The organism is Desulfarculus baarsii DSM 2075 (assembly GCF_000143965.1).
GTDB classification, from domain to species: Bacteria; Desulfobacterota; Desulfarculia; order Desulfarculales; family Desulfarculaceae; genus Desulfarculus; species Desulfarculus baarsii.
On sequence record NC_014365.1, the window covers coordinates 90857 to 111857 of the forward strand.

Sequence of the window (21001 nt, forward strand, 5' to 3'; positions counted from 1 at the left end):
AAAAAGGGCGCGGGGCATATATTTAATTATCTACAGGCAAGCGACCACGCGCACAAGCGCCATCGCCAGAGGGTGGGGCGAATTTTCGGCATTGTCAAACAGGCGAACGGCCGAGCAGGCGCCGAGAAGCGCGGCGGGTGTGGCGCTTACGGCCTGGGGTTGGCCGCCCAGCGGGCGCAGGGCATGTAGTATTGGCCTCGGCCGCAGTCGACCAGCTTGGCCTTGGGCCGGCCCACCGCGCCGTGGGCCAGGTATGTGGCCACGCCGCCCACGCAGGGGACCGACCACGGCTTGCCGCCGATGCGGCCGTTGAGGTGGTTGCCCTTTTCGTCGCTGTAGGCGAAGAAGCCGTCGGGGCCCACGGCCATGGTCGCCGCCAGGCGCCAGACGCCGCTGGCCGCCGCGCGCGCCTCGGCGCGCTCGCCGCCGAAGAGGATCGCGCCGGCCCTGACCGAGCAGGCGTCGACCAGTTCGAACTCCGAAACCGTCTTGGCCTGGTCGTCGTAGACAAAACGCACCACCGTGCTCATGTCGCCGCAGGAGAGCACGCCGTCATAGACGACCTGGGCGGCCACGGCCCGGCCGGGCCCCGCGGCCAACACCGCCAACAGGGCCAAAACAAACGCCGCGGCCGTCGTTTTGCTAAAACAAGCAGAAAGGATCATCGCCCAGCCCCGCGGCGTGAAGGGCCGTCAAAACCCAGCCGCCGATTTGATTTTTCGCGTCAGCGCAAAATTAATATCACAGATGTGGCCCGCGGCCCAACCGCAATTGTGGCTGATCGGCCAAGCCATAGGCCCGGCGTCAATAGGCGGCCAAAACCAAAGCGTCTACTATCGTGAACGCTGTTCAGCGGCAGCTTCGACCATAATCAGCGCCATAAACAAAAAACAAAACGAAAAATCGCAAAAAAAACAGAGTGGGGCTTTAAAAATATTTGACAACAACCCCGCTGACGGTCGTATATTTGTTGACGGCCCGCCTCGGGCGCGCCGCAAGCAAAACACACGGATCGACTCTTGCCGGGCCGGCTTTTCGCGGCCGTGGCCGGCGTCGGTTCCCCCCAAATCAAAGTCAGCTTTTAATTGGCGGAGGTCACGGCCATGAAGACTGATTTCAAAACCGTGCAAGTCGCGATCGAAGACGGCGTGGCGGTTTTCACCATGAACAACCCGCCGGTCAACCAGTTGTCCGACTATTTCATCAAGGATCTGGTGGCGGCCTTCGAGGAGGCCTGGAAGGACGATCAGGTCTACGCCATCGTCCTGACCGGCGAGGGCAAGAACTTCGTCGCCGGCGCCGACATCACCCAGTTGCAGAAGATGAAAAACCGTGACGAGGCCTTTGGCCTGGTCATGGAGGGTCACAAGTTCTACAACGCCATCGAGCTTTCGCCCAAGCCGGTGATCGCCGCCATCAACGGCAACTGCCTGGGCGGCGGCCTGGAGCTGGCCATGTGCTGCCACTACCGCGTGGCGGTCAAGGGCGTCAGCCTGGGCCTGCCCGAGGTCAGCCTGGGCCTGCTGCCCGGCGGCGGCGGCACCCAGCGCCTGCCGCGCATCATCGGCCTGCCCAACGCGGCCCAGATGATGACCACGGGCAAGCCCATCAAGGCCGAGGTCGCCTTCGTGCGTGGCCTGGTCGACGAGGTCTGCGCCCCCGACAAGCTGCTGAAAAAGGCCTTCGGCGCGGCCAAGATGTTCAAGGCGCGCATGTATAACCAAAAAGTGCGCACCGCCCGCAACACCTTCTATCGCCTGCCCAGCTTCAACGAAAAGCTCCACTTCATGAACTACATCCGGGCCATGGTCGGGGCCCAGTCCAAGGGCTACATCGCCCCGGGCAAGATCCTCGACTGCCTGGACAAGGGCCTGAGCGCCGACTTCGAGGCCGACCTCAAGGTCGAGGCCAACGGCTTCGCCGACCTGGTCACCTCGGCGGTGGCCAAAAATCTCATCGGCATGTTCCTAAACACCCGCTCGGCCGGCCGCCTGCCGCGCATCAAGGACTTGAAGCCGGCCAAACCCATGAAGGTGGCCCAGTTGGGCGGCGGCGTGATGGGCTGCGGCATCGTGCATCTGCTGTTGGCCAACGGCTTCGAGTGCGTGCTGTGGGACATCAATGACGCGGCCCTGGCCAAGGGCGTCGAGTCGGTCAAGAAGACCTTCGCCTTCATGATCAAAAAGAAGAAGATGAAGCCGGCCGACCTGGACAAGCTGCTGGCCGAGAAACTGACCACCACCACCAAGCTCGAAGACCTGGGCGACGTGGACCTGGTCATCGAGGCCGTGCTGGAGAACATGAAGGTCAAGCAGGAGATCTGGCTGACCCTGGAAAAGACCTGCCGGCCCGACGTCATCTTCGGCACCAACACCTCGGCCCTGCCCATCACCGAGATGGCCAGCGTGCTCAAGGATCCCGGCCGGATGATCGGCCTGCACTTCTTCAACCCGGCCGAGCGCATGCAGCTCCTGGAGATCATCTGCGCCCAGCAGACCTCCGACCAGACCCTGGCCACCAGCGTGGACTTTGGCCGACGCATCAAAAAGGTGCCCATCGTGGTCAACGACGGCCCGGGCTTCTATGTTTCGCGCCAGCTGGGCGGCCTGATGGGCGGCTCGGTGTTCCTGGTGGCCGACGGCGTCAGCGGCGAGGCCATCGAAAAGGCCATGATGAACTTTGGCATGCCCATGGGCCCGGCCACCCTGGCCGACCTGACCGGCATCGACATCAACTACCACGTCAATCAGACCTTCGCCCGCGAGTTGGGTGATCGTTACACCGTCCACCCCCTGACCGAGGCCATCTACAACCTGGGCGACTACGGCCGCAAGACCGGCCGGGGCTACATGGACTACACCTCCGGCAAGCCCGTGCCCAACCCGCGCCTGCAGCAGGTGGTGGCCGACTACCTCAAGGCCAACAACGTCGCGCCCAAGGACATGCCCGAGCAGGAGATCATCGACGCCATGCTGGGCCTGGCCATCAACGAGGCCGCGCTGATGATCGAGCAAGGCATCTGCGACCGCCCGGCCGACATGGACCTGGCCATGATCTACGGCACGGGCTTCCCGCCCTACCGCGGCGGCATCTTGCGCTACGCCGACACCTGGGGCCTCAAAAACGTTTACGAGACGCTGGTCAAGCTGGAAGGTCGCTACGGCAAACGCTTCGCTCCGGCCAAACTGATCAAGGACATGGCCGAAAAGGGTGAAACCTTCTACAAGGAATAAGGGCGCGAGCGGAGGCAAGGGCGCCGTCAAGGGGCGAAAGGAAACGACGATGGCTCAGCAAAAACGCACGGAGGCCCGCAAGGAGCAGATCCTGCAAGCGGCGGAAAAAGTCTTCGCGGCCAAGGGCTTCCACCAGGCCACCGTCTCCGAGGTGGCCAAGGAGGCCGGTCTTTCCGACGCGACGATCTACGAGTATTTCTCCACCAAGGAGGAGCTGCTCTTTTCGATACCCTTGGAGACGACCAGGCGCGGCGCCGAGATCATGGAGTTCCATCTGGGCTACATTCGCGGCGCGGCCAACAAGATTCGCTCGATCATCTACCACTACCTGTGGTTTTACAAAAACCACCCCGACTACGCCTCGGTGGCTTTGATGATCCTCAAGCCCAACCGGGGCTTTCTGCAGACCGAGGCCTACGATATCTATCGCAAGGCCTCGGGGGTGATCCTCGACGTGGTGCGCGACGGCGTGCAATCGGGTGAGTTCCGCCCCGACGTGGACGGCCATTTGGTGCGGCACACGATCATGGGGGCCATCGAGCACATCGTGGTGCGTGAGCTGCTGCACGAGTCGGGCCGGGACATCCTGGAAAACGTCGATCCGTTGACCGACATGGTCATCGGCGGCATCAAGGCCGAAAACGACCTGGCCGGTTGGAACATCCGGGTGAGCCTGGAGCCGCCCGCCGGCGACAAGAACAAATAAAGGCCCCGCCGGCCCCCGCCAGCGGGCGGGGCGCCAAGGCCGGGCCGCTTTTGCCGAAGCGCATTTTTGCAGGAGGTTGCAAAATGAGAGAAGTAGTCATCGTCGGTTACCTTCGCACCGCCCAGTCCCGCTCGCGGCCAAACGACCCCGCCCGCGACTGGTTCCACAAGCTGCGGGCCGACGAGTTGCTGGGCACGCTGCTGCCCGAGTTGGTCAAGAAAGTGGGCATCGACGCCAAGGAGATCGACGACTTCCTGGTCGGTTCGGCCCAGGGCGTGGCCGAAAACTGGTCCTACGGCGGCCGTACGCCGATCTTCCTGGCCAACCTGCCCGAGACCATCAGCGCCAAGTTCGTCGACCAGCAGTGCGGTTCGGCCATGGCCGGCGTGCAGATCGGCTTCATGGAGATCGCCCAGGGCTTCGCCGACACGGTCATGGTCGGCGGCATGGAGCACATGACGCGCATCCCCATGGGCGGCCCGACCATCGAGCGGGGCATCATCGCCCCCAACATGGGCCTCTACATGGATCCCAAGTACAAACACTGGGACATGGCCAACTCGTTCAACATGGGCATGACCGCCGAGAAGCTCTTTGGCATGAACGAGGACATCAGCGTCGATGACATGAACAACTGGGCCGTGCGCAGCCATCAGCTGGCCGCCAAGGCCCAGGCCGAGGGTTTCTTCGACGGCGAGATCCTGCCCATCGAGGCGCCCCAGGCCGACGGCAGCGTCATGACCGTCAAGATCGACCAGGCCGTGCGCGGCGAGACCAGCCTGGAAGAGCTGCGCGGCCTGCGCCCGGCCTTCAAGAAAGACGGCGTGATCACCGCCGGCGTGTCCTCGCCCCTCAACGCCGCGGCCACCTCGATGATGCTCATGAGCAAGGAAAAGGCCCAGAAGCTTGGTCTCAAGCCCCTGGCCACCATCCGCTCCATCGGCTTTGCCGGCGTCGACCCCACCATCATGGGCGCCGGCCCGGTGCCGGCCAGCCAGAAGGCCCTGGACTACCTGGGCCTCAAGCCCCAGGACATCGACTTCTGGGAGATCAACGAGGCCTTCGCCATCGTGGTGCTCAACTGCATCAAGCACCTGGGCCTGGACCCGGAGCGCGTCAACGTCATGGGCGGCGGCTTGGCCATCGGCCATCCCCTGGGCGCCACCGGCAACCGCCTGGTGGGCACCCTGGCCCGCATTCTCGAGGCCAAGGGCGGCCGCTGGGGCTGCGCCAACGCCTGCGTGGGCGGTGGTCAGGGCGTGGCCATGATCATCGAGCGCGAGGACTACTAGCATAAGGGAAAAAGCGGGGCGGGATTTTTGTGGGCCCCCGCCCCGCTTTACATCCTCCCGTCGTCGTGGCGGGCGGGCCGGCCGTGAGGCCGGCCCTTTTTTTTGCCCGCGCCATAACCGAGAGCGCTGCACGGAGGCGTCCTGCCCCGTGCAGCATCGGCTTGGCAAAAGCGCGGTTTTTCCAAGCCTCACAAATCGCTCGCCTAATCAGGCTCGCGATTTGGCGCGCCGTCCATGGCGCGCTTCGGCCGCCGCACGGTAAAACTTATGTTTCACAGGTTACTATTTGTTTTTACAATATTTGTTATGTTTCACCGTGCAGCGGCCTCTAACCGTAAAAATGTTACGTGAGGCCCATTCAACGTGGTAGATTTTAAGTATAAACACTAAAAGCGGAAAAGCATGAAGCGTTACCTTGGAGCTGTTCTGCCCGCTCTGCTCAGCGTGATCCTCTTCGGGGTCACGGTTTTCGGCTTTTTGCTGCCGGAAGTGGAGTCGCAGATCATCGCCAAGAAGCGCGAAATGATTCGCGAGCTGACCAACACCGTCTGGAACATCCTGGCAACCTACGACGCCCAGGTGCGCGGTGGCCTCTTGGACAAGGACGAGGCCCAGCGCCGGGCCCTGGGCCGCATCCGCGCGCTGCGCTACGGCCCCGAGGGCAAGGACTACTTTTGGGTCAACGGCCTGAACGAAGTCATGATCATGCACCCTTACCGCATGGACCTGGAAGGCCAGCGCCTGCCCCAGTTCAAGGACATCAAGGGTAAGGATCTGCTGCACGCCTTTGTCGACGTGGCCCGCCAACATGGCGAGGGTTTTGTCTCCTACTATTGGCAATGGAAGGACGAACCCGGCCAGCTCAAGGAAAAAACGTCATACATCAAGCTGTTCCAGCCCTGGGGCTGGGTGGTCGGCACCGGCCTCTACAAAGACGACGTGGAAGCCGAGATGCGGGCCATGAACCGCGATATGAGCCTGGTGGGCGCGGCGGTGCTGCTTTTGGTCACGCTGCTTTCGGGCTATCTGACCTATCGCGAGATGCGCGCCGAGGGCGAACGCGCGGCGGCCCAGGAGGTGTTGCGCCAGACACTGGACAAGTACCGCGCCGTGCTGGAAGCCTCGCCAGACCCGGTAATCGTCTACAATTACGTTGGGTTGGTCGATTACGTCAACCCGGCTTTCAGCCGCGTCTTCGGTTGGCGGGCCGACGAGGTGCTGGGCGGCAAGATCGATTTCGTGCCCGACGACGAAAAAGAGGCCACCCTGGCGGCGATCAACGCCGTCTACGACCACCCCGACGGCCTGTTGTCGTTCGAATCGCGCCGCCTGACCAGGGACGGCCGGGCGCGCAACGTCATGGTCAGCCTGGCCGTTTATCGCGGCGATGGCGGCGCGCCCCTGGGCATGGTCGTCAACCTCACCGACATCACCAGCATGAAGCGCTCGGCCGAGGCCCTGCGCGAGAGCGAGGAAAAATTCCGCAGCATCAGCGCCAACGCCCTCGACGGCGTGGTGATGATCGACCCCCAGGGCCGCATCACTTTCTGGAACCAGGCCGCCACGGCCATCTTCGGCTACGCCGCCGACGAGACCTTGGGCCGCGAGCTGCACCCGCTGCTGGCCCCGCCGCGCTATCACGCCGATTACGTCAAGGCCTTCGCCGAATTCGGCGACAGCGGCACGGGCAAAGCCGTCGGCCGCATGCTGGAGCTGGTGGCCCGGCGCAAGAACGGCCAGGAGTTTCCGGCCGAGCTTTCGGTTTCGTCTTTGCAACTGCACGGCCAGTGGTACGCCGTGGGCATCGTCCGCGACATCACCGAGCGCAAGCAGGCCGAGGAGGCCCTGCGCCAGAGCGAATCGCGCTATCGCACGATCCTGGAGACGGTGCCCTACTCCATCGCCATCAGCGATCTGCGCAGCGGGGCCAATCTGGAGATCAACGACGGCTTCTGCCTGCTTTCGGGCCATTCCCGCCAGGATGCCCTGGGCAAGACCGCCCTGGATCTGGGCCTCTACAACCGGCCCGAGGATCATCTGACCCTGCGCGACCAGTTGGAGCGCGACGGCGAGATCAACGGCCAACCCGTGACCTATCGGGCCAAGGACGGCCGCTTGCTGGAGTGCCTGGTCTCGGTGCGGCGCTTTGTCTACGCCGGCCGTCCCTGCCTGCTCTCGGTGGCCCAGGACGTCAGCGCCCTGCGCCAGGCCGAACGCGAGCAGGCCCGCCTGCAGGCCCAGTTGCAACGGGCTCAGCGCATGGAGGCCATCGGCACCCTGGCCGGCGGCGTGGCCCACGATTTCAACAACATCCTCCAGGCCATCAGCGGTTACACCCAGCTCATCGGCGGCCACCCGGGCCTGGATCAGAAAGTCCGCCGCTACGCCGAGGACATCGACCTGGCCGCCCGTCGGGCCACCGACCTGGTCAAGCGCCTGCTGACCTTCAGCCGCAAGGTCGAGCCGGCCCTGCAGAAGGTCGACCTCAACCGCCAGATCGACCACGCCGTGGCCATGCTGGAGCGCACCATCCCCAAGATGGTGCGCATCACCACCCGCCTGGACCCGGACCTCAAGGCCGTCAAGGCCGACCCCGGCCAGATGGAGCAGGTGCTGATGAACCTGGGCACCAACGCCCGCGACGCCATGCCCGAAGGCGGCGAGCTGATGATCGAAACGCAAAACGTCCGCGCCGAGGATCTTTCTCCCGGCGCGGCCTGTCAACTCACCGCCGACGAGTATGTCATGCTGCGCGTCTCCGACAGCGGCATGGGCATGGACGCCGAGACGCAAAAAAAGATCTTCGACCCCTTTTTCACCACCAAGGGCGTGGGCCAGGGCACCGGCTTGGGTTTGTCCATCGTCTATGGCATAATTGAAGGCCACGGCGGCCGCATCTCGTGCTACAGCCAGCCCGGCCAGGGCACGGTTTTCGAGATCTGCCTGCCGGTGGCGGACGATTCGCTGACGGAGCGGGAGGCGCCGGAGGTGGTGACGGTCAGGCAGGCCCAGAGCAACGGCGAAACGATCCTGGTCGTCGACGACGAGGCGGCCATCCTCGATGTGAGCACCGAGCTGCTGCAAGGGGCCGGCTACAAGGTGATCACCGCCCGTTGTGGCGAGGACGCCCTGGAGATCTACCGCACCCGCGGCCAAGCCATCAGCCTGGTGATCATGGACCTGGGCATGCCCGGCATGGGCGGCCAGCGGGCCCTACAGGAACTCAAGCGTCTGGACCCCGAGGTCAAGGTGCTCATCTCCAGCGGCTACTCCGGCGACGGACCGGTCAAGGACAGCCTGGCGGCCGGGGCCTTGGGTTTCATCATGAAGCCCTACCGCCTGGGCGACCTGCTGGAAAAGGCCCACCTGGCCATCCAGGGCTGAGCCCTTGGCCGCTTGTCGGCCAATCGCCCGCTGGTTGTCGCCGCCTTGTCGACATGCTCCGCCACAATCGATTTGGCCGCCGCGCCTTGACAACCCGCGCCGCGGGGGCTAAAAAACATGTTTCGCCAATAAGCAAAAACCATCGCACGGTGCTGAAAATGATCGAGCTCGATTTCACCAAGACGGGCGGCCTGATCCCGGCCATCGCCCAGGACGCGGCCAGCGGCCAGGTGCTGATGCTGGCCTTCATCAACCAACAGGCCTGGCAAAAAACCCTGGAGACCGGCGAGGCCCACTATTGGTCGCGCAGCCGCCAGGAACTGTGGCACAAGGGCGGCACCAGCGGCCACGTCCAGAAGATCAAGGCCATCTACGTCGATTGCGACCTGGACGCGGTGGTCTATCAGGTCGAGCAGATCGGCGGCGCGGCCTGCCACACGGGCATGCGCAGTTGTTTCTACCGCCGGGTGGAGGGCGACGCCCTGGTCAGCGAAGGCGAGCGGGTTTTCGATCCCAAGGAGGTCTACGGCAAATGAAACAGCCCCTGAAACTGGGAATCCCCAAGGGCAGCCTGCAAGAGGCCACCGTGCGCCTTTTCGCCAAGGCCGGCTGGCGCATCAACGTCAACGGCCGCAGCTACTTTCCCGAGATCGACGACGTCGACATCGAATGCAGTCTCTGCCGGGCCCAGGAGATGAGCCTCTACGTCGAAAACGGCACCCTGGACGCCGGAATCACCGGCCGCGACTGGATCCTGGAAAATTCTTCCGACGTGCACTACGTCGAAGAGCTGATCTACTCCAAGGTCTCCTCGCGGCCGGCCCGCTGGGTGCTGGCCGTCGACAAGGAATCGGGCATCGAGACCGAGGCCGACCTGGCCGGCAAACGGGTGGCCACCGAGATGGTCAACTTCACCAAGCGCTATTTCGCCGAGCGCGACATCCCCGTTGCGGTGCAGTTTTCGTGGGGGGCCACCGAGGCCAAGGTGGTCAACGGCCTGGCCGACGCCATCGTTGAAGTCACCGAGACCGGCTCGACCATCCGCGCCCACGGCCTGAAGATCATCAAGGAGCTGATGCAGTCGACCACCCAGCTCATCGCCAACCACGCCGCCTGGCGCGATGACGAAAAGCGGGCCAAGATCAGCCAGATAGCCCTGCTCCTCAAGGCGGCCCTGGTCGCCGAAAAGCTGGTGGGCCTGAAAATGAACGTGCCCAAGATCAAGTTCCAGGACATCGTCGACACCCTGCCCAGCCTCAACGCGCCCACCGTGGCCCCGCTCTACAACAGCGACTGGTTCGCCGTGGAGACCATCGTCGAGGAAAGCAAGGTGCGCGACCTGGTGCCGTTGCTCATCGCCCGGGGGGCCGAGGGCATCATCGAATACTCGCTCAACAAGGTCATCTAGCCGGAGCCGTCCCATGGGAGTGAGCCGCCGCGCCGGCGATCTGCCGCCGTTCATCGTCATGGACGTGCTGGAGCGGGCCCAGGAGCTGCAAGCCCAGGGCCGCGACATCATCCACCTGGAGGTGGGCGAGCCCGATTTCGACACGCCGGAGGCCATCAAGGCCGCCGCCCAAAAGGCCATGACCGGCGGCCAGACCCACTACACCCATTCGCTGGGCCTGCTGGAGCTGCGCCAGGCCATCGCCGCCCATTATGGCCGGCGCTACGGCGTCACGGTCGACCCCGGGCGCGTCCTGGTCAGCAGCGGCACCAGCCCGGCCATGCTCTTGATGTTCGCCGCGCTCATCGAGCCGGGCCAGGGCCACGAGGTCATCCTCAGCGACCCGTGCTACGCCTGCTACCCCAACTTCATCAATTTCGTGGGCGGCCAAGTGGCCCGCGTGCCCGTGGCCGAGGACGACGCCTTTCAATATCGGCCCGAGGCCATCGCCGCGGCCATGAACGCCAAGACCAGGGCCATCGTCATCAATTCTCCGGCCAACCCCACCGGCCAGTTGCTCGACGCCGGGCGCATGGCGGCCATCGCCGCCCTGGCCCCCGGCCGGCCCGGCGGGCCCTACGTGGTCAGCGACGAGATCTACCACGGCCTGGTCTACGAGGGCCGCGAGCACTCCATCCTGGAATTTACCCAAGACGCCTTCGTGCTGGGCGGCTTTTCCAAGCTGCACGCCATGACCGGCTGGCGGCTGGGCTATCTGATCATGCCCCAGGCCTACGTGCGGCCGCTGCAAAAGATGCACCAAAACTTCGCCATCTGCGCGCCCAGCATGGCCCAATGGGCCGGCGTGGCCGCCCTGACCCAGGCCGAGGACGATTTGGCGCGCATGGTGGGCGTCTACGCCCAGCGGCGGCGGGTGATGATCGACGGCTTGCGCGGCCTGGGCTTCAAGATCCCCCACGAGCCCTGCGGCGCGTTCTACGTGCTCACGCGCTGCGACCACCTGGACCCCGACGACTATCGCCTGGCTTTTCATATCCTGGAAAACGCCGGCGTGGCCGTGACGCCGGGCCGCGACTTCGGCCCCGGCGGCCATGGTTTCCTGCGCTTCAGCTACGCCAACAGCCAGGAAAACATCCTGCGGGCCATGGCGCGCCTGGCCGAGTATCTGGCGCGCTTTTATCCCAACCGCGCGGGGGGCTAGATGGATTTTGTCCTGCACGAGAGCGCCTTCATGCAATCGGCCGTGGGCCCCGGCGGCTATCCCGAGCCAGGCCCGCCCGAGTTCGCCTTTGCCGGCCGCTCCAACGTGGGCAAAAGCTCGCTGATCAACTGCCTGCTGCGCCGCAAAAACCTGGTCAAGGTCTCCCAGCGGCCGGGCCGCACCCAGCAGATCAACTTTTTCGCGCTAAACAACGACGCCCTGCGCTTTGTCGATCTGCCCGGCTATGGTTTCGCCAAGGTGCCCCTGGCGATCAAGGCCGGCTGGAAAAAGATGATCGAATCGTATCTGGAGAGCCGGCCGACCCTGAAGGCGGTGGTGGTCATCGTCGATATCCGCCGCGAACCCAGCCCCGACGACCTGATGCTCCTGGGCTGGCTGCTTTCGCTGGGCCTGCCCGCCGTGGTGGCCGTGACCAAGGCCGACAAGCTCTCGCGCAACCAGGCGGCCCAGCGCCTGGCCAAGCTGCGGCCCCAACTGGCCCCCTACGACGCCGCGCCGGTGGTCTGTTCGGCCGTGACCGGCCAGGGCCGCCAAGAGCTGTGGGAGCGCCTGCTGGCCCGCCTGGCCGACTGACCCCGGCCGCGAAAATCTGGCGAGGGCCGAGCCGCTTGCGCCCGGCCGCGCAAAAAACCGGAGCCCCATGGCGGGGCCCCGGTTTTGGTCGTTCAGAAGGCCATCTTCTCGGGCGGACGGCGCTCGGGCACGTACTCGTTGGGCAGCTTGCCTTCGTTCCACGCGGCGCTGACGTAGAGCGCGCAGTAGCACGCGCCGTATTGGGCCACGTCGGCGGCGCGGTAGGCGCAGGGGCAGATGATGTCGGCGTCCTTGCTCCGGTCGCCCGAGGCCAGGCGGCAGGGGCAGTTCATGTAGCCGTAGCGCTCCTTGTTGGTCAACAGCGCCTGCATCATGTCCAGGACAAACTCGCGGTCCTTGTTGAAAAAATAGCCCTTGGGCTCCTGGACTTTCTTCAGCGCGTCGTAAAGTTCGCGCGGCGTCATAGGCCCAGCGCCTCCTTGATCTCCTGCTCACGATAGCCCACGATGACCTTGTCGCCGATGACAATAGTGGGGAACGAGCAGCCGGGGTTGTACATGCGCACCTCGTCGATGAGCTTGTTGCGCTCGTCGGGCGAGCAGGTGTCGACCTCGAACATGTCGTATTTGATATCGTTGTCATTCAAGAGCTTCTTGGCGCTCTTGCAGTGGCTGCAGGTGCTGAGGGTGTACATCTTGATCGCGACGTTGGCCATGTGACTTTTCGCCTTTCTCCGGGGATCATCGCCCGCGTTGTTGGATGAATGCGCGGAAGCCGCCTACAAAAAGGATAACACCATCGGCCCGGTGGTCAAAAGCAAAGCGCGGCTTTCGCGCGCGGACCGGGGCGAGCTGTTTATTGTTTTGACAAACTAACTTTATTTTGATAATAAAACAAGGGGCGCTCGCCGCGCCGCGACGACCACACGGAGCGACCACCCTTGTTGCAGCCCGCTATTCAACCAGACGCCGCCCAGGCTTGGCCCGCGGCGGTCGCGCCGAGGTGGCTCGGTGGCCGGAGCGCCGCGCCACCTGATTTTCGTCTGCGCGATCCCCAGGCCCAGACCTGGACGGACCTGGCCGACCTGCCCGGCCACTGGGGCCTGGCCCTCGAGCGGGGCCTGAGCCTGCACACGGCCGCTTTCAGCTTTGCCCGGGCCGGCGAATACGCCTTCGAAGTCAGCGACGCCAAGCTGAATTTTTCCTTTTGCACCGCCGGCCAATCGCTGACCGACGTGCAGATCGGCCCCAAGCGCCTGCGCGGGGTGAGCCAGGCCCCGTCGGTTTTCACCGCCTCGTTCCTGCCCCAGGCCCACGGGGTCTGGCGGCCCATGGCCGGCGATTGCCGCCTGATCGGCCTGAGCATGGCCCGCCGCGACTTTGCCCGGCTTTGGCGCGAGTGCGCCCCCCAGGCCCCCGGCCCCGGTTTTGATCCGTTTTTCGTTGGCGCGGCGGTGACGCCCGAGATCGCCCGGGCCATGGGTGGGGTGAGCCAGGCCCTGGCCGAGCGGCCGGCCTCGGCGTTGCTGCTGCAATGCCGGGCCCTGGAGCTGATGATCCTGGCCATCCGGCAGTTGGCGCGGCGCTGGGCCGATCGCCCGGAGCGCGGCGTGCCCCTGTCGCCCCGCGACGTGGAAAACCTGCGCGCCGCCCGCCAGGTGTTGCTCGACAACCTGGCCGACCCGCCGTCGCTGGCCCAGTTGGCCCGCCGTGTCGGCGTCAACGAGTGCAAGCTCAAGCAGGGCTTTCGCCAGATGTTCGGCGAAACGCCCTATGGCCTGCTGCGTCAGGCGCGCCTGGAGCGGGCCAAGGGCCTGCTGGAGGCCGGCGAGATGAACGTCTGCGAGGCCAGCCTGGCCGTGGGCTACGCCAACCCCGGCAATTTCATCGGCCTGTTCAAGAGGCGCTTCGGCCAGACCCCCGGCGAGGTCCGGGCCCTGGCCCTGCGCGCGGCCCCTTCCCCCCGCCCCTGAACGCCGGCCTTCAGGCCCAGCCGCGCGATTAACCGCTCGTGGCGGCGGCCGGCCGGCGCTCGCGGAAAAAAAACCAGGCCAGCCCGGCCGCGCCCAGGCAGAGCAGGGCGCACAGCGCGAACAGCCCCAGATAGCCCAGCGCCTGGGCCAGCACGCCGCTGGCGCCCATCACCACCCCGCCGCCCAGCATGGAGATGGCCACCTGTAGGCTGTAGTCCGCGCCTTCGTGACCCGAGCGGGCGAAATCCATGGCGATGGTGTTGACGGCGGTCATGGTCAGGCCCAGCCCCACGCCCGAAAGCCCCAGGCCGGTCAGCAAATACGGCCCGCTGACCAGGCCCAGGGCCAGGGGCGCAAGCGACGCGGCGGCCACCGCGCTCAGCAGGCAACCCAGGGCCAGGGCGGCCTTGCGGCCCAGCCCCACGATGATTCGGCCGCCGGCCCAGGCCCCGACCAGGCCCAGGCCCAGGCCGTAGACGCCGGTGAGCAGGCCGATGCCCACCGCCGAAAAACCAAGATCAACCAGCAGCGGCTTGCTCATCATCATGCTGGCCATGCTGCCGCCGTGGGAGGCCAGCATGATCAAGCTCCAGCGCTTGGCCCCGGGCTGGCCGAAAAAGCCCAGCATCCCGCCGTGACGCGAGGGCGGCCCCACCGCGCCAGCCGCCCGGCGGCCCAGGCCGGCCAGGGGCAGCAGCGGCGGCAGCAGGGCCAGGGCCAGGGCGATCAGCACGCCCGACCAACCGATGAGCTGGTATAGCGCCAGGCCGCCGGCCGTGCCCAAAAGCGCGCCGACGATGTTGCCGCCGGTCTGCACGGCGTTGCCGGGGCCGCGCTCGCGCTGGCTGAGCAGCCGGATGGCCAGGGCGTCGACAGCCACGTCCTGGGTGGCGGCAAAGGCGTAGGACAGCGTCATCAGCCCCACCACCAGCGCGAAATGGGCGCGGAAATCGACAAAGGCCAGGGCCAGCGTGCTCAGGCAAAACAGCGCCTCCAGCGCCACGATGACCCTGGCGTGCAGGCCCCGCGGGCCGACCAGGCGATCGACCAGCGGGGCCCAGAGGAACTTGAGCAGCCACGGCAGGCCGATGACCTGCAAGTAGCCGATGCTGGCCAGGCTGGCCCCATGCTCGCGCAGCACCACGGGAAAGACATTGCTGAAAAAATGGCCGGGCAAGGTCTGGGCCACGTAAAGCCCGGCCAGCAAAACATATTTGCGCGAAGACCGCACCGGCCGCCTCAGGCCTTGCGGGCCGTGGCCAACTGGCCCAACAGCCCCTGCCGTTCTATCTTTATCTCGACAAAGCCGGCCCGGCCCAGCATGCCGGCCATCTGTTGGTCGTCGTAGAGATTGAGCCCATAGACCGCCCACAGCAGCCTGTTGAGTAGCGACTTGCGCGCCGTGGCGATGACGATGCGCCCGCCCGGCTTCAGCACGCGGCGCAACTCGGCCAGCACCGCCTCGGGACGGCGCACGAAAAACCACATGGCCGTGTTGGCCGTGCAGGTGAAGCTCTCGTCGGGCCAGGGCAGCTTTTCGGCGTCGCCGTGGACGACCTCCAACCGACCCTGCTCCACGGCGCGCTGGTTTTTCTGGCGGGCCAGCGCGGCCATGTCGGCGCTGTGGTCGATGGCCGCCGCCCGCTGGACCTTGGCCAGGACCATGTCCAGAAAATAACCGCCGCCGCAGCCGATCTCCAGATAGACATCGTCGCCGCGCGGGGCCAGGGCCGCCATCGCCGCCTCGAAGGCCCGCATGTGGCTTTTGGGCTGGCCGTAGTGCTTGCGCGCCCACTGGCCGCGCGGCCGCCGCGCCGTGTCGTCGATGAATCCGCCAAAAATCTCACTCATGATTCGCCTCGTCGCCTGAGGCCGGGCGGGACGCCTCGCCCCGCCCGGCGCGTGTTTTCGCCAAAAAACCGCCAGGGCTAATATTCCAACACCAGCTTGACGCCAAAGGTCAGCGGATCGCCGGCCCGGCCGTACCACTGGCCGCTCATGGCGAAGGCCCGCGTGGCGTAGGTCTCGTCAAAGATGTTGTCGACAAAGAAGTAGGTTTTGACGCGCTTGAGCTCGTAGCCCGCCCTGGCGTTGGCCAGGCCGTAGGCCGACTGCTCCTTGGTGTTGGCCGCATCGAAATACATCGGCCCCACGCCGATGTATTCGCCGCTCAGGAACCAGCCGCCCAAAAAGCGATAGACGCCGCCCAGGCGGTAGGTGTAGGCCGGCACGTTGGGCACGTCGTTGTCGGCGTAGTCGGCCGCGCCCTGCTTGAATTCGTCAAAGGTGGAGCGCACGCAGCCGAAGCTGGCCAGCAGCTCCAGGCCGCTCAGGGGCCGCGCGCGCAGCTCGGCCTCGAAACCGTGGCTGGCGGCCGCGGCGGCGTTGACGACGGTGAAATCGGGATAATCGGGCTGCTCGACTTGCAGGTCGCTCCAGTCGATGTAAAAGGCGGCCAGGTCCAGGGTCAGGCGTCGGTCGAACCATTGGGTCTTGAGGCCCAATTCATAGTTCCAGGCGAACTCGGAGTCGAAGCTGCGGCCGGCGGCCGATTTGATGTTGAAGCCGCCGCTCTTGAAGCCCCGCGAGACGCTGGCGTAGGGCGTCAACGATTCGTGCAGACGCAGCGACACGGCGAACTTGGGCAGCCAGGCGTCGAAATCGTGGCCGGTGGAGCCCTTGAGGTCGGGCACGCCAAAGGCCCCGCCCGACCAGGCGTAGTCGAAGTCCTTGCTCTCGTGATCGTAACGCAGGCCGGCGGTCAGCTCCACCAGCTCCCAGAGGGTGTAGCTGGCCTGGCCAAAGAGGGCCGTGCCGGTGGTGGCCGTGTCGCCCTGCTGACGCAGGTTGCCGGCCATGCCCGACATCGGCCGCAACTCGGTGGCGTAATCCAAATCGTCGGTTTCGTGGTAGACGAACAGGCCGCCGACCCAACGCAGGGCCTGACCCGGCTCATCGGAGACCAGGCGCAGCTCCTCGCCCACGGTCTGATAATCCTGCTTGAGCTTCAGGCGCATTATGTCATAGGCGGTGAAGTCCAGATCCTGATAGGTGCTGGCGTCCATTTTGCGCCACGACGTGATCGACACCAGCTTCAGATCGCCCAGCTTTTGCTGGGCCCGCAGCGCCGAACCCACCGAGCGCTTTTCGGCCTCGCCGGCAAAATCCACCGACACGTGGTGGGGGTTATTGTCAACTTTGTCCAGCAAGGCGAACTCGGCGTAGTTGCTGTCGTAATCCTGGGCGTCGGTGGTCCAGCTCAGCTCCAGGTCGGGGCTGGCCAGCCAGTCCAGGGTCAGGCGGCCGTCCAGGTTGCGGTGCTTGTCCACGTCGTCGGCCCCGCCGAAGTCGTTGCTGAAATAACCGTCGCTGTTCTCGTAACGGCCGGCCAGGCGCACCAGGAGCTTGTCGGCGATCGCCGCGCCGCCGGCCGAAAAACGCGCCCGTTGGGTGTTGTAATCGCCCAGTTCCAGTTCGGCCCGGCCCGAGGGCTCGGTCGTGGGTTTGCGGGTGATCACGTTGATCAGGCCGGCCTCGGTGTTGCGGCCATACATCGTGCCCTGGGGGCCGCGCAGCACCTCCACCCGCTCGATGTCGAGCAGGTCCAGGCTCAGGCCGGGATAATAGACGTCATCGACCAACAGGCTCATGACCGGGGCGCCGGTCATGAACGAGCTGAGCCCGCGCATGCTGACGATGGGATTGCCCAGCATGGCCTGGGGGCCCATGGTCGTCATGTGCATGTTGGGCGTGCGATCGAACAGGTCGTCGGTCGTTTCCAGGCCCATGTCGGCCAGCTCGGCCTCGTCATAGACCGAGACGCTGGCCGGCACCTCTTGCGATGCGCGGCCGAGCTTGTCGGCCGTGACCGTCACTTCGTCGATGGCGTAAGTTGCCGGCGGCGTGGTTCGCGCCGGCTCGTCGGCCGGGGCCGGGCCGGCCAGCAGCAGCGTGGCCAACGCCAACGCGGCCGTGATCCGAAAATGCATGGCGTGCCTCCATCAATCGTGCGTGGCTGATTTTTTCGATTGGCGGCCGCGCCAAAGCCAGGCGCGCGCCCAGACCAGGAGCATAGGCCGGGCCGCGGCGCTTGTCTGCCCGCCGCGGGAGCATGTTTGGCGCGTGGCGGAGCATTTCGCGCCACGGCGGCGCGCAGAAGGGGCTTGGGGATGGTGAAGATGCCGGCGGAACGGACTTCGAGGCCGCGGCCACTAATTCCGTGAAATGCGGCTCGCTTTGTGGCACATTTTTATATAAGCGCCCCGCGCGCGACAAGCAAAGGAGGCGAAACATGGTGCGCCAACCAGCGGTGGCCGGTCGATTCTACCCGGCCCAGGCCGAGGCCCTGGCGGCCGAGGTCGACCGCCTGCTGCAAACCGACCAGCCGCCCCAACCGGCCTTGGCCGTGATCTGTCCCCACGCGGGCTATGTTTTCTCGGGGCGGGTGGCCGGCCAGGTCTTCGGCCAGGTCTCCGTGCCCCGGCGGGTGCTGCTGATGGGCCCCAACCACAGCGGCATGGGTCGGCCGGCCGCCCTGATGAGCCGCGGCCAGTGGCGCACGCCCCTGGGCCTGATCAACCTCGACGACCAACTGGGCCAGGCGATCATGGACCGGGCGGCTTATGTCGAACAAGACGACCTGGCCCACCGCAACGAACACTCCCTGGAGGTGCAAACGCCTTTTTTGCAGCGTCGGCAGGCCCATTTGCTGCTGACGCCGCTGTGCCTGGCGCTGTTGGGCGTTCAGCACTGCCTGGATCTGGGCCGGGCCATCGCCGAGGCCATCGCCTCGCTGGGCGAGCCGGTGCTGATCGTGGCCAGCACCGACATGAGCCACTATATCCCCGCCGCCCAGGCCAAGGCCCTGGACGAATTGGCCATCGAGCGCATCATGGCCCTGGACGCCGAGGGCCTGCACCACACGGTGTTGGGCCGGGGCATTTCCATGTGCGGCGTCGTGCCCACCGCCGTGGCCCTGGCCGCCGCCGTGGCCCTGGGGGCCTCGCGGGCCAGGCTGGCGGCCTACGCCAACAGCGGCCAGGTCACCGGCGACGAACGCGAGGTGGTGGCCTACGCCGGCCTGATCATCGACTGAGCCGGCCGCGGCCACGTTTTTTTGCCTGGCCAAATCGGTCGCCTGGCTGTATGAATTCCGGGGCGGCCCGGCCGCGCCAGCGATCACGAACCATTTCCGAGCGGGATCATGACCCAAAACAACGACAACAGGCCCAAGGTCCGCACGCGCTTTCCCCCCTCGCCCACCGGCGCCCTGCACATCGGCGGCGGCCGCACGGCCCTGTTCAACTGGCTCTTCGCCCGCCATCACGGCGGCCAGTTCATCATGCGCCTGGAAGACACCGACCTCCAGCGCTCCAAGCCCGAGCACGTCACCTCCATCCTCGAGGCCATGGAGTGGCTGGGCCTGGACTTCGACGAAGGCCCCTACTACCAGACCAAACGCTTCGACCGCTACAAGCAGGTCGTCGAACAAATGCTCCAAAGCGGCGCGGCCTATTGGTGCCACTGTTCGCCCGAGACCCTCCAGGCCAAGCGCGAGGCGGCCATGGCCAGCGGGGCCAAGCCCATGTACGATGGCTGCTGTCGGGGCAAGGGCCTGGGGCCGGCCCCCGGCGCGGTGGTGCGTTTCGCCGGGCCCAGAACGGGCTCGACCACCTTCAACGACATGGTCAAAGGGCCCATCACCTTTGATCACGCCGAACTGGACGACCTGATCATCCAACGCAGCGACGGCTCGCCCACCTATCACCTGGCCGTCATCGTCGACGACATCGACATGGAGGTGACCCACGTCATCCGTGGCGACGATCACGTCTCCAACACGCCGCGCCAGATCCTGCTCATCCGCGCCCTGGGCCACCTCGAGCCGCGCTACGCCCACATCCCCATGATCCTGGGCCAGGACAAGGCCCGCCTGTCCAAACGCCACGGGGCCACGGCCATCACCGATTACCGCGAAATGGGCTATCTGCCCGAGGCCATGATCAACGCCCTGGCCCGCCTGGGCTGGTCCCACGGCGATCAGGAAATCTTCAGCCGCCAGGAGCTCATCGAGCTGTTCGACCTGGATTCCGTCGGCCGCAGCGCCGCCGTCTTCGACCTGGACAAGCTGCGCTCGCTCAACCACAAATACATCCAAAAAGCCGACCCCCAGCGCCTGGCCCAACTGGTCCAGCCGTTTTTGGCCAAACTGGGCCTGGCCGCCTACGACGAGGCCGTGCTGCGCAAAGCCATCCCCGAGCTTGTCCAACGCACCGAAAACCTTGAGCAACTGGCTCAATGGGCCCAACCATACCTGGTCGACCAGCCGGAGATGGACGCCAAGGCCCGGCAAAAGTTCCTGATCGGCCCCGAGGCCGCCGCGATCCTGCGCCAGGTGCGCGAGCTGGTCGCCGCCGGCAACGTGGACGACGTGGCGGCCATGAACGAGGCATTCCGGGCCCTGGCCGCACGCACGGGCCAAAAACTGGGCGCCCTGGCCCAGCCCACCCGCGTGGCCCTGACCGGCCGCACGGCCAGCCCCGGCATCTTCGAGGTGATGGCCATTCTGGGCCGCCAGGCCGTGTTGACGCGCCTGGACCAGGCCATCGCCGGGGCCTAAAAAAACCCGGCCGCCAACGGCGAAGGCACTTGACGTCAAGCCGATGATCCGATAAGTAACACAGCGTAGTTGGCGGATCGTCTAAAGGCAGGACGACGGGTTCTGGCCCCGTTAATCTAGGTTCGAATCCTAGTCCGCCAGCCAACACCATCCGCGCCGGGCCAGACGGCGCGCAACAAACCGGGCGGGTGGGCTGAACAGGCCGGCCACCTTGGGCGAGCGACGGGCGGCGGGTTTTGATGCCTGGCCGCCTAGTTTTTTGGGCGGAGCGGTGGCCAGCCAGCGGCGGAGATTTTGCCTCGTGGCCCCGGCGAAAAGGCCTTTGCCATTGTTGACAAGTGGCGAGCTGTCCAGTAAAGTACCAACCCGTGCGACCCGCCGTTCTCTAGACCGGCGGCGGGCCGACAAAACGCCGCCTTGGCGGCGTCCGATCACAGCCGAATAAATACGAGCGGTCCCATCGTCTAGCGGTCTAGGATACCGGCCTCTCACGCCGGGGACACGGGTTCGAGTCCCGTTGGGACTGCCAAATTATATCAAGGGGTTGGGTCGTAAGGCCCGGCCCCTTTAGTTTTTTGGCTGTGAGCCGCCACGCGAAACGCAAAAATCTGTCAAACGAAACGCAAAAACC

Annotated in this window: 17 protein-coding genes and 2 tRNA genes; 13 read left to right on the forward strand and 6 right to left on the reverse strand. The window is 65.6% G+C overall.

What is annotated here, in order from left to right; translation table 11 throughout:
- Nucleotides 1–146: 146 nt before the first annotated feature.
- On the reverse strand, nt 147–617 hold the full coding sequence (locus DEBA_RS00420) for a hypothetical protein (RefSeq protein WP_148227736.1): 471 nt from the start codon (nt 615–617) through the stop codon (nt 147–149).
- A gap of 486 nt (nt 618–1103) precedes the next feature.
- On the opposite strand from DEBA_RS00420, the gene DEBA_RS00425 reads away from it, so the two are divergent.
- From DEBA_RS00425 to yihA, 8 genes are all read left to right on the forward strand, one after another.
- Nucleotides 1104–3233, forward strand: a complete 2130-nt coding sequence (locus DEBA_RS00425; protein ID WP_013256921.1) for a 3-hydroxyacyl-CoA dehydrogenase NAD-binding domain-containing protein — start codon at nt 1104–1106, stop codon at nt 3231–3233.
- A gap of 49 nt (nt 3234–3282) precedes the next feature.
- Nucleotides 3283–3939, forward strand: coding sequence for a TetR/AcrR family transcriptional regulator (locus DEBA_RS00430; protein ID WP_013256922.1), 657 nt, complete (start codon nt 3283–3285; stop codon nt 3937–3939).
- An 83-nt stretch (nt 3940–4022) separates the two neighbouring features.
- Entirely contained in the window at nt 4023–5231 is a 1209-nt protein-coding gene (locus DEBA_RS00435) for an acetyl-CoA C-acetyltransferase (protein WP_013256923.1), read from the forward strand.
- Nucleotides 5232–5633: 402 nt separating this feature from the next.
- Entirely contained in the window at nt 5634–8615 is a 2982-nt protein-coding gene (locus DEBA_RS16560; RefSeq protein ID WP_013256924.1) for a PAS domain S-box protein, read from the forward strand.
- Between the two features lie 158 nt (nt 8616–8773).
- The gene (gene hisI / locus DEBA_RS00445) at nt 8774–9151 is read left to right on the forward strand and encodes a phosphoribosyl-AMP cyclohydrolase (protein ID WP_013256925.1); all 378 of its coding nucleotides are present in this window, start codon (nt 8774–8776) and stop codon (nt 9149–9151) included.
- Complete coding sequence (hisG, locus tag DEBA_RS00450; protein WP_013256926.1) at nt 9148–10023, forward strand: ATP phosphoribosyltransferase; 876 nt, start codon at nt 9148–9150, stop codon at nt 10021–10023. The genes hisI and hisG overlap by 4 nt, the downstream gene beginning before the upstream one ends.
- 13 nt (nt 10024–10036) lie before the next feature.
- A complete protein-coding gene (locus DEBA_RS00455; RefSeq protein WP_013256927.1) occupies nt 10037–11224 on the forward strand; it encodes a pyridoxal phosphate-dependent aminotransferase in 1188 nt (395 codons plus the stop codon).
- Nucleotides 11225–11818, forward strand: coding sequence for a ribosome biogenesis GTP-binding protein YihA/YsxC (gene yihA / locus DEBA_RS00460; RefSeq protein WP_013256928.1), 594 nt, complete (start codon nt 11225–11227; stop codon nt 11816–11818). It abuts the gene before it with no gap.
- Between the two features lie 92 nt (nt 11819–11910).
- Here yihA and DEBA_RS00465 read toward each other — a convergent pair whose 3' ends face one another.
- Together DEBA_RS00465 and DEBA_RS00470 are read right to left on the reverse strand one after the other, a co-directional pair.
- Nucleotides 11911–12243 (reverse strand): ferredoxin-thioredoxin reductase catalytic domain-containing protein, encoded by a 333-nt coding sequence (locus tag DEBA_RS00465; RefSeq protein WP_013256929.1) that lies wholly within the window; start codon nt 12241–12243, stop codon nt 11911–11913.
- On the reverse strand, nt 12240–12494 hold the full coding sequence (locus DEBA_RS00470; protein WP_013256930.1) for a glutaredoxin family protein: 255 nt from the start codon (nt 12492–12494) through the stop codon (nt 12240–12242). Before DEBA_RS00470 ends, DEBA_RS00465 begins: the two co-directional genes overlap by 4 nt.
- A 225-nt stretch (nt 12495–12719) precedes the next feature.
- Between DEBA_RS00470 and DEBA_RS16565 the strand changes: the two genes are divergently transcribed.
- Entirely contained in the window at nt 12720–13751 is a 1032-nt protein-coding gene (locus DEBA_RS16565; protein WP_013256931.1) for a helix-turn-helix transcriptional regulator, read from the forward strand.
- A gap of 28 nt (nt 13752–13779) precedes the next feature.
- Here the strand turns inward: DEBA_RS16565 and DEBA_RS00480 are convergent, their stop codons facing one another.
- The 3 genes from DEBA_RS00480 to DEBA_RS00490 form a co-directional block, all read right to left on the reverse strand.
- Nucleotides 13780–14982 carry an MFS transporter gene (locus DEBA_RS00480; protein WP_013256932.1) on the reverse strand — a complete coding sequence of 401 codons (1203 nt, stop codon included), beginning with the start codon at nt 14980–14982 and terminating at the stop codon, nt 13780–13782.
- Between the two features lie 8 nt (nt 14983–14990).
- On the reverse strand, nt 14991–15602 hold the full coding sequence (locus DEBA_RS00485) for a class I SAM-dependent methyltransferase (protein ID WP_013256933.1): 612 nt from the start codon (nt 15600–15602) through the stop codon (nt 14991–14993).
- A 77-nt stretch (nt 15603–15679) separates the two neighbouring features.
- Complete coding sequence (locus DEBA_RS00490; RefSeq protein WP_013256934.1) at nt 15680–17740, reverse strand: TonB-dependent receptor; 2061 nt, start codon at nt 17738–17740, stop codon at nt 15680–15682.
- A gap of 302 nt (nt 17741–18042) precedes the next feature.
- Between DEBA_RS00490 and amrB the strand changes: the two genes are divergently transcribed.
- The 4 genes from amrB (at nt 18043) to DEBA_RS00510 (ending at nt 20899) form a co-directional block, all read left to right on the forward strand.
- A complete protein-coding gene (gene amrB / locus DEBA_RS00495; protein WP_013256935.1) occupies nt 18043–18846 on the forward strand; it encodes an AmmeMemoRadiSam system protein B in 804 nt (267 codons plus the stop codon).
- 108 nt (nt 18847–18954) lie between these two features.
- On the forward strand, nt 18955–20370 hold the full coding sequence (gene gltX / locus DEBA_RS00500; RefSeq protein ID WP_013256936.1) for a glutamate--tRNA ligase: 1416 nt from the start codon (nt 18955–18957) through the stop codon (nt 20368–20370).
- Between the two features lie 70 nt (nt 20371–20440).
- Nucleotides 20441–20514: transfer RNA gene (locus tag DEBA_RS00505), tRNA-Gln, on the forward strand.
- A gap of 309 nt (nt 20515–20823) precedes the next feature.
- A tRNA-Glu gene (locus DEBA_RS00510) sits at nt 20824–20899 on the forward strand.
- Nucleotides 20900–21001 lie beyond the last annotated feature (102 nt).

What these genes read in the sequence shown, in the direction of transcription:
- DEBA_RS00425 (WP_013256921.1), top strand. Translation starts at nt 1,104, where the DNA reads ATGAAGACTGATTTCAAAACCGTGCAAGTCGCGATCGAAGACGGCGTG.
- DEBA_RS00430 (WP_013256922.1), top strand. Translation starts at nt 3,283, where the DNA reads ATGGCTCAGCAAAAACGCACGGAGGCCCGCAAGGAGCAGATCCTGCAA.
- DEBA_RS00435 (WP_013256923.1), top strand. Translation starts at nt 4,023, where the DNA reads ATGAGAGAAGTAGTCATCGTCGGTTACCTTCGCACCGCCCAGTCCCGC.
- DEBA_RS16560 (WP_013256924.1), top strand. Translation starts at nt 5,634, where the DNA reads ATGAAGCGTTACCTTGGAGCTGTTCTGCCCGCTCTGCTCAGCGTGATC.
- hisI (WP_013256925.1), top strand. Translation starts at nt 8,774, where the DNA reads ATGATCGAGCTCGATTTCACCAAGACGGGCGGCCTGATCCCGGCCATC.
- hisG (WP_013256926.1), top strand. Translation starts at nt 9,148, where the DNA reads ATGAAACAGCCCCTGAAACTGGGAATCCCCAAGGGCAGCCTGCAAGAG.
- DEBA_RS00455 (WP_013256927.1), top strand. Translation starts at nt 10,037, where the DNA reads ATGGGAGTGAGCCGCCGCGCCGGCGATCTGCCGCCGTTCATCGTCATG.
- yihA (WP_013256928.1), top strand. Translation starts at nt 11,225, where the DNA reads ATGGATTTTGTCCTGCACGAGAGCGCCTTCATGCAATCGGCCGTGGGC.
- DEBA_RS00465 (WP_013256929.1), bottom strand. Translation starts at nt 12,243, where the DNA reads ATGACGCCGCGCGAACTTTACGACGCGCTGAAGAAAGTCCAGGAGCCC.
- DEBA_RS00470 (WP_013256930.1), bottom strand. Translation starts at nt 12,494, where the DNA reads ATGGCCAACGTCGCGATCAAGATGTACACCCTCAGCACCTGCAGCCAC.
- DEBA_RS00485 (WP_013256933.1), bottom strand. Translation starts at nt 15,602, where the DNA reads ATGAGTGAGATTTTTGGCGGATTCATCGACGACACGGCGCGGCGGCCG.
- DEBA_RS00490 (WP_013256934.1), bottom strand. Translation starts at nt 17,740, where the DNA reads ATGCATTTTCGGATCACGGCCGCGTTGGCGTTGGCCACGCTGCTGCTG.
- amrB (WP_013256935.1), top strand. Translation starts at nt 18,043, where the DNA reads ATGGTGCGCCAACCAGCGGTGGCCGGTCGATTCTACCCGGCCCAGGCC.
- gltX (WP_013256936.1), top strand. Translation starts at nt 18,955, where the DNA reads ATGACCCAAAACAACGACAACAGGCCCAAGGTCCGCACGCGCTTTCCC.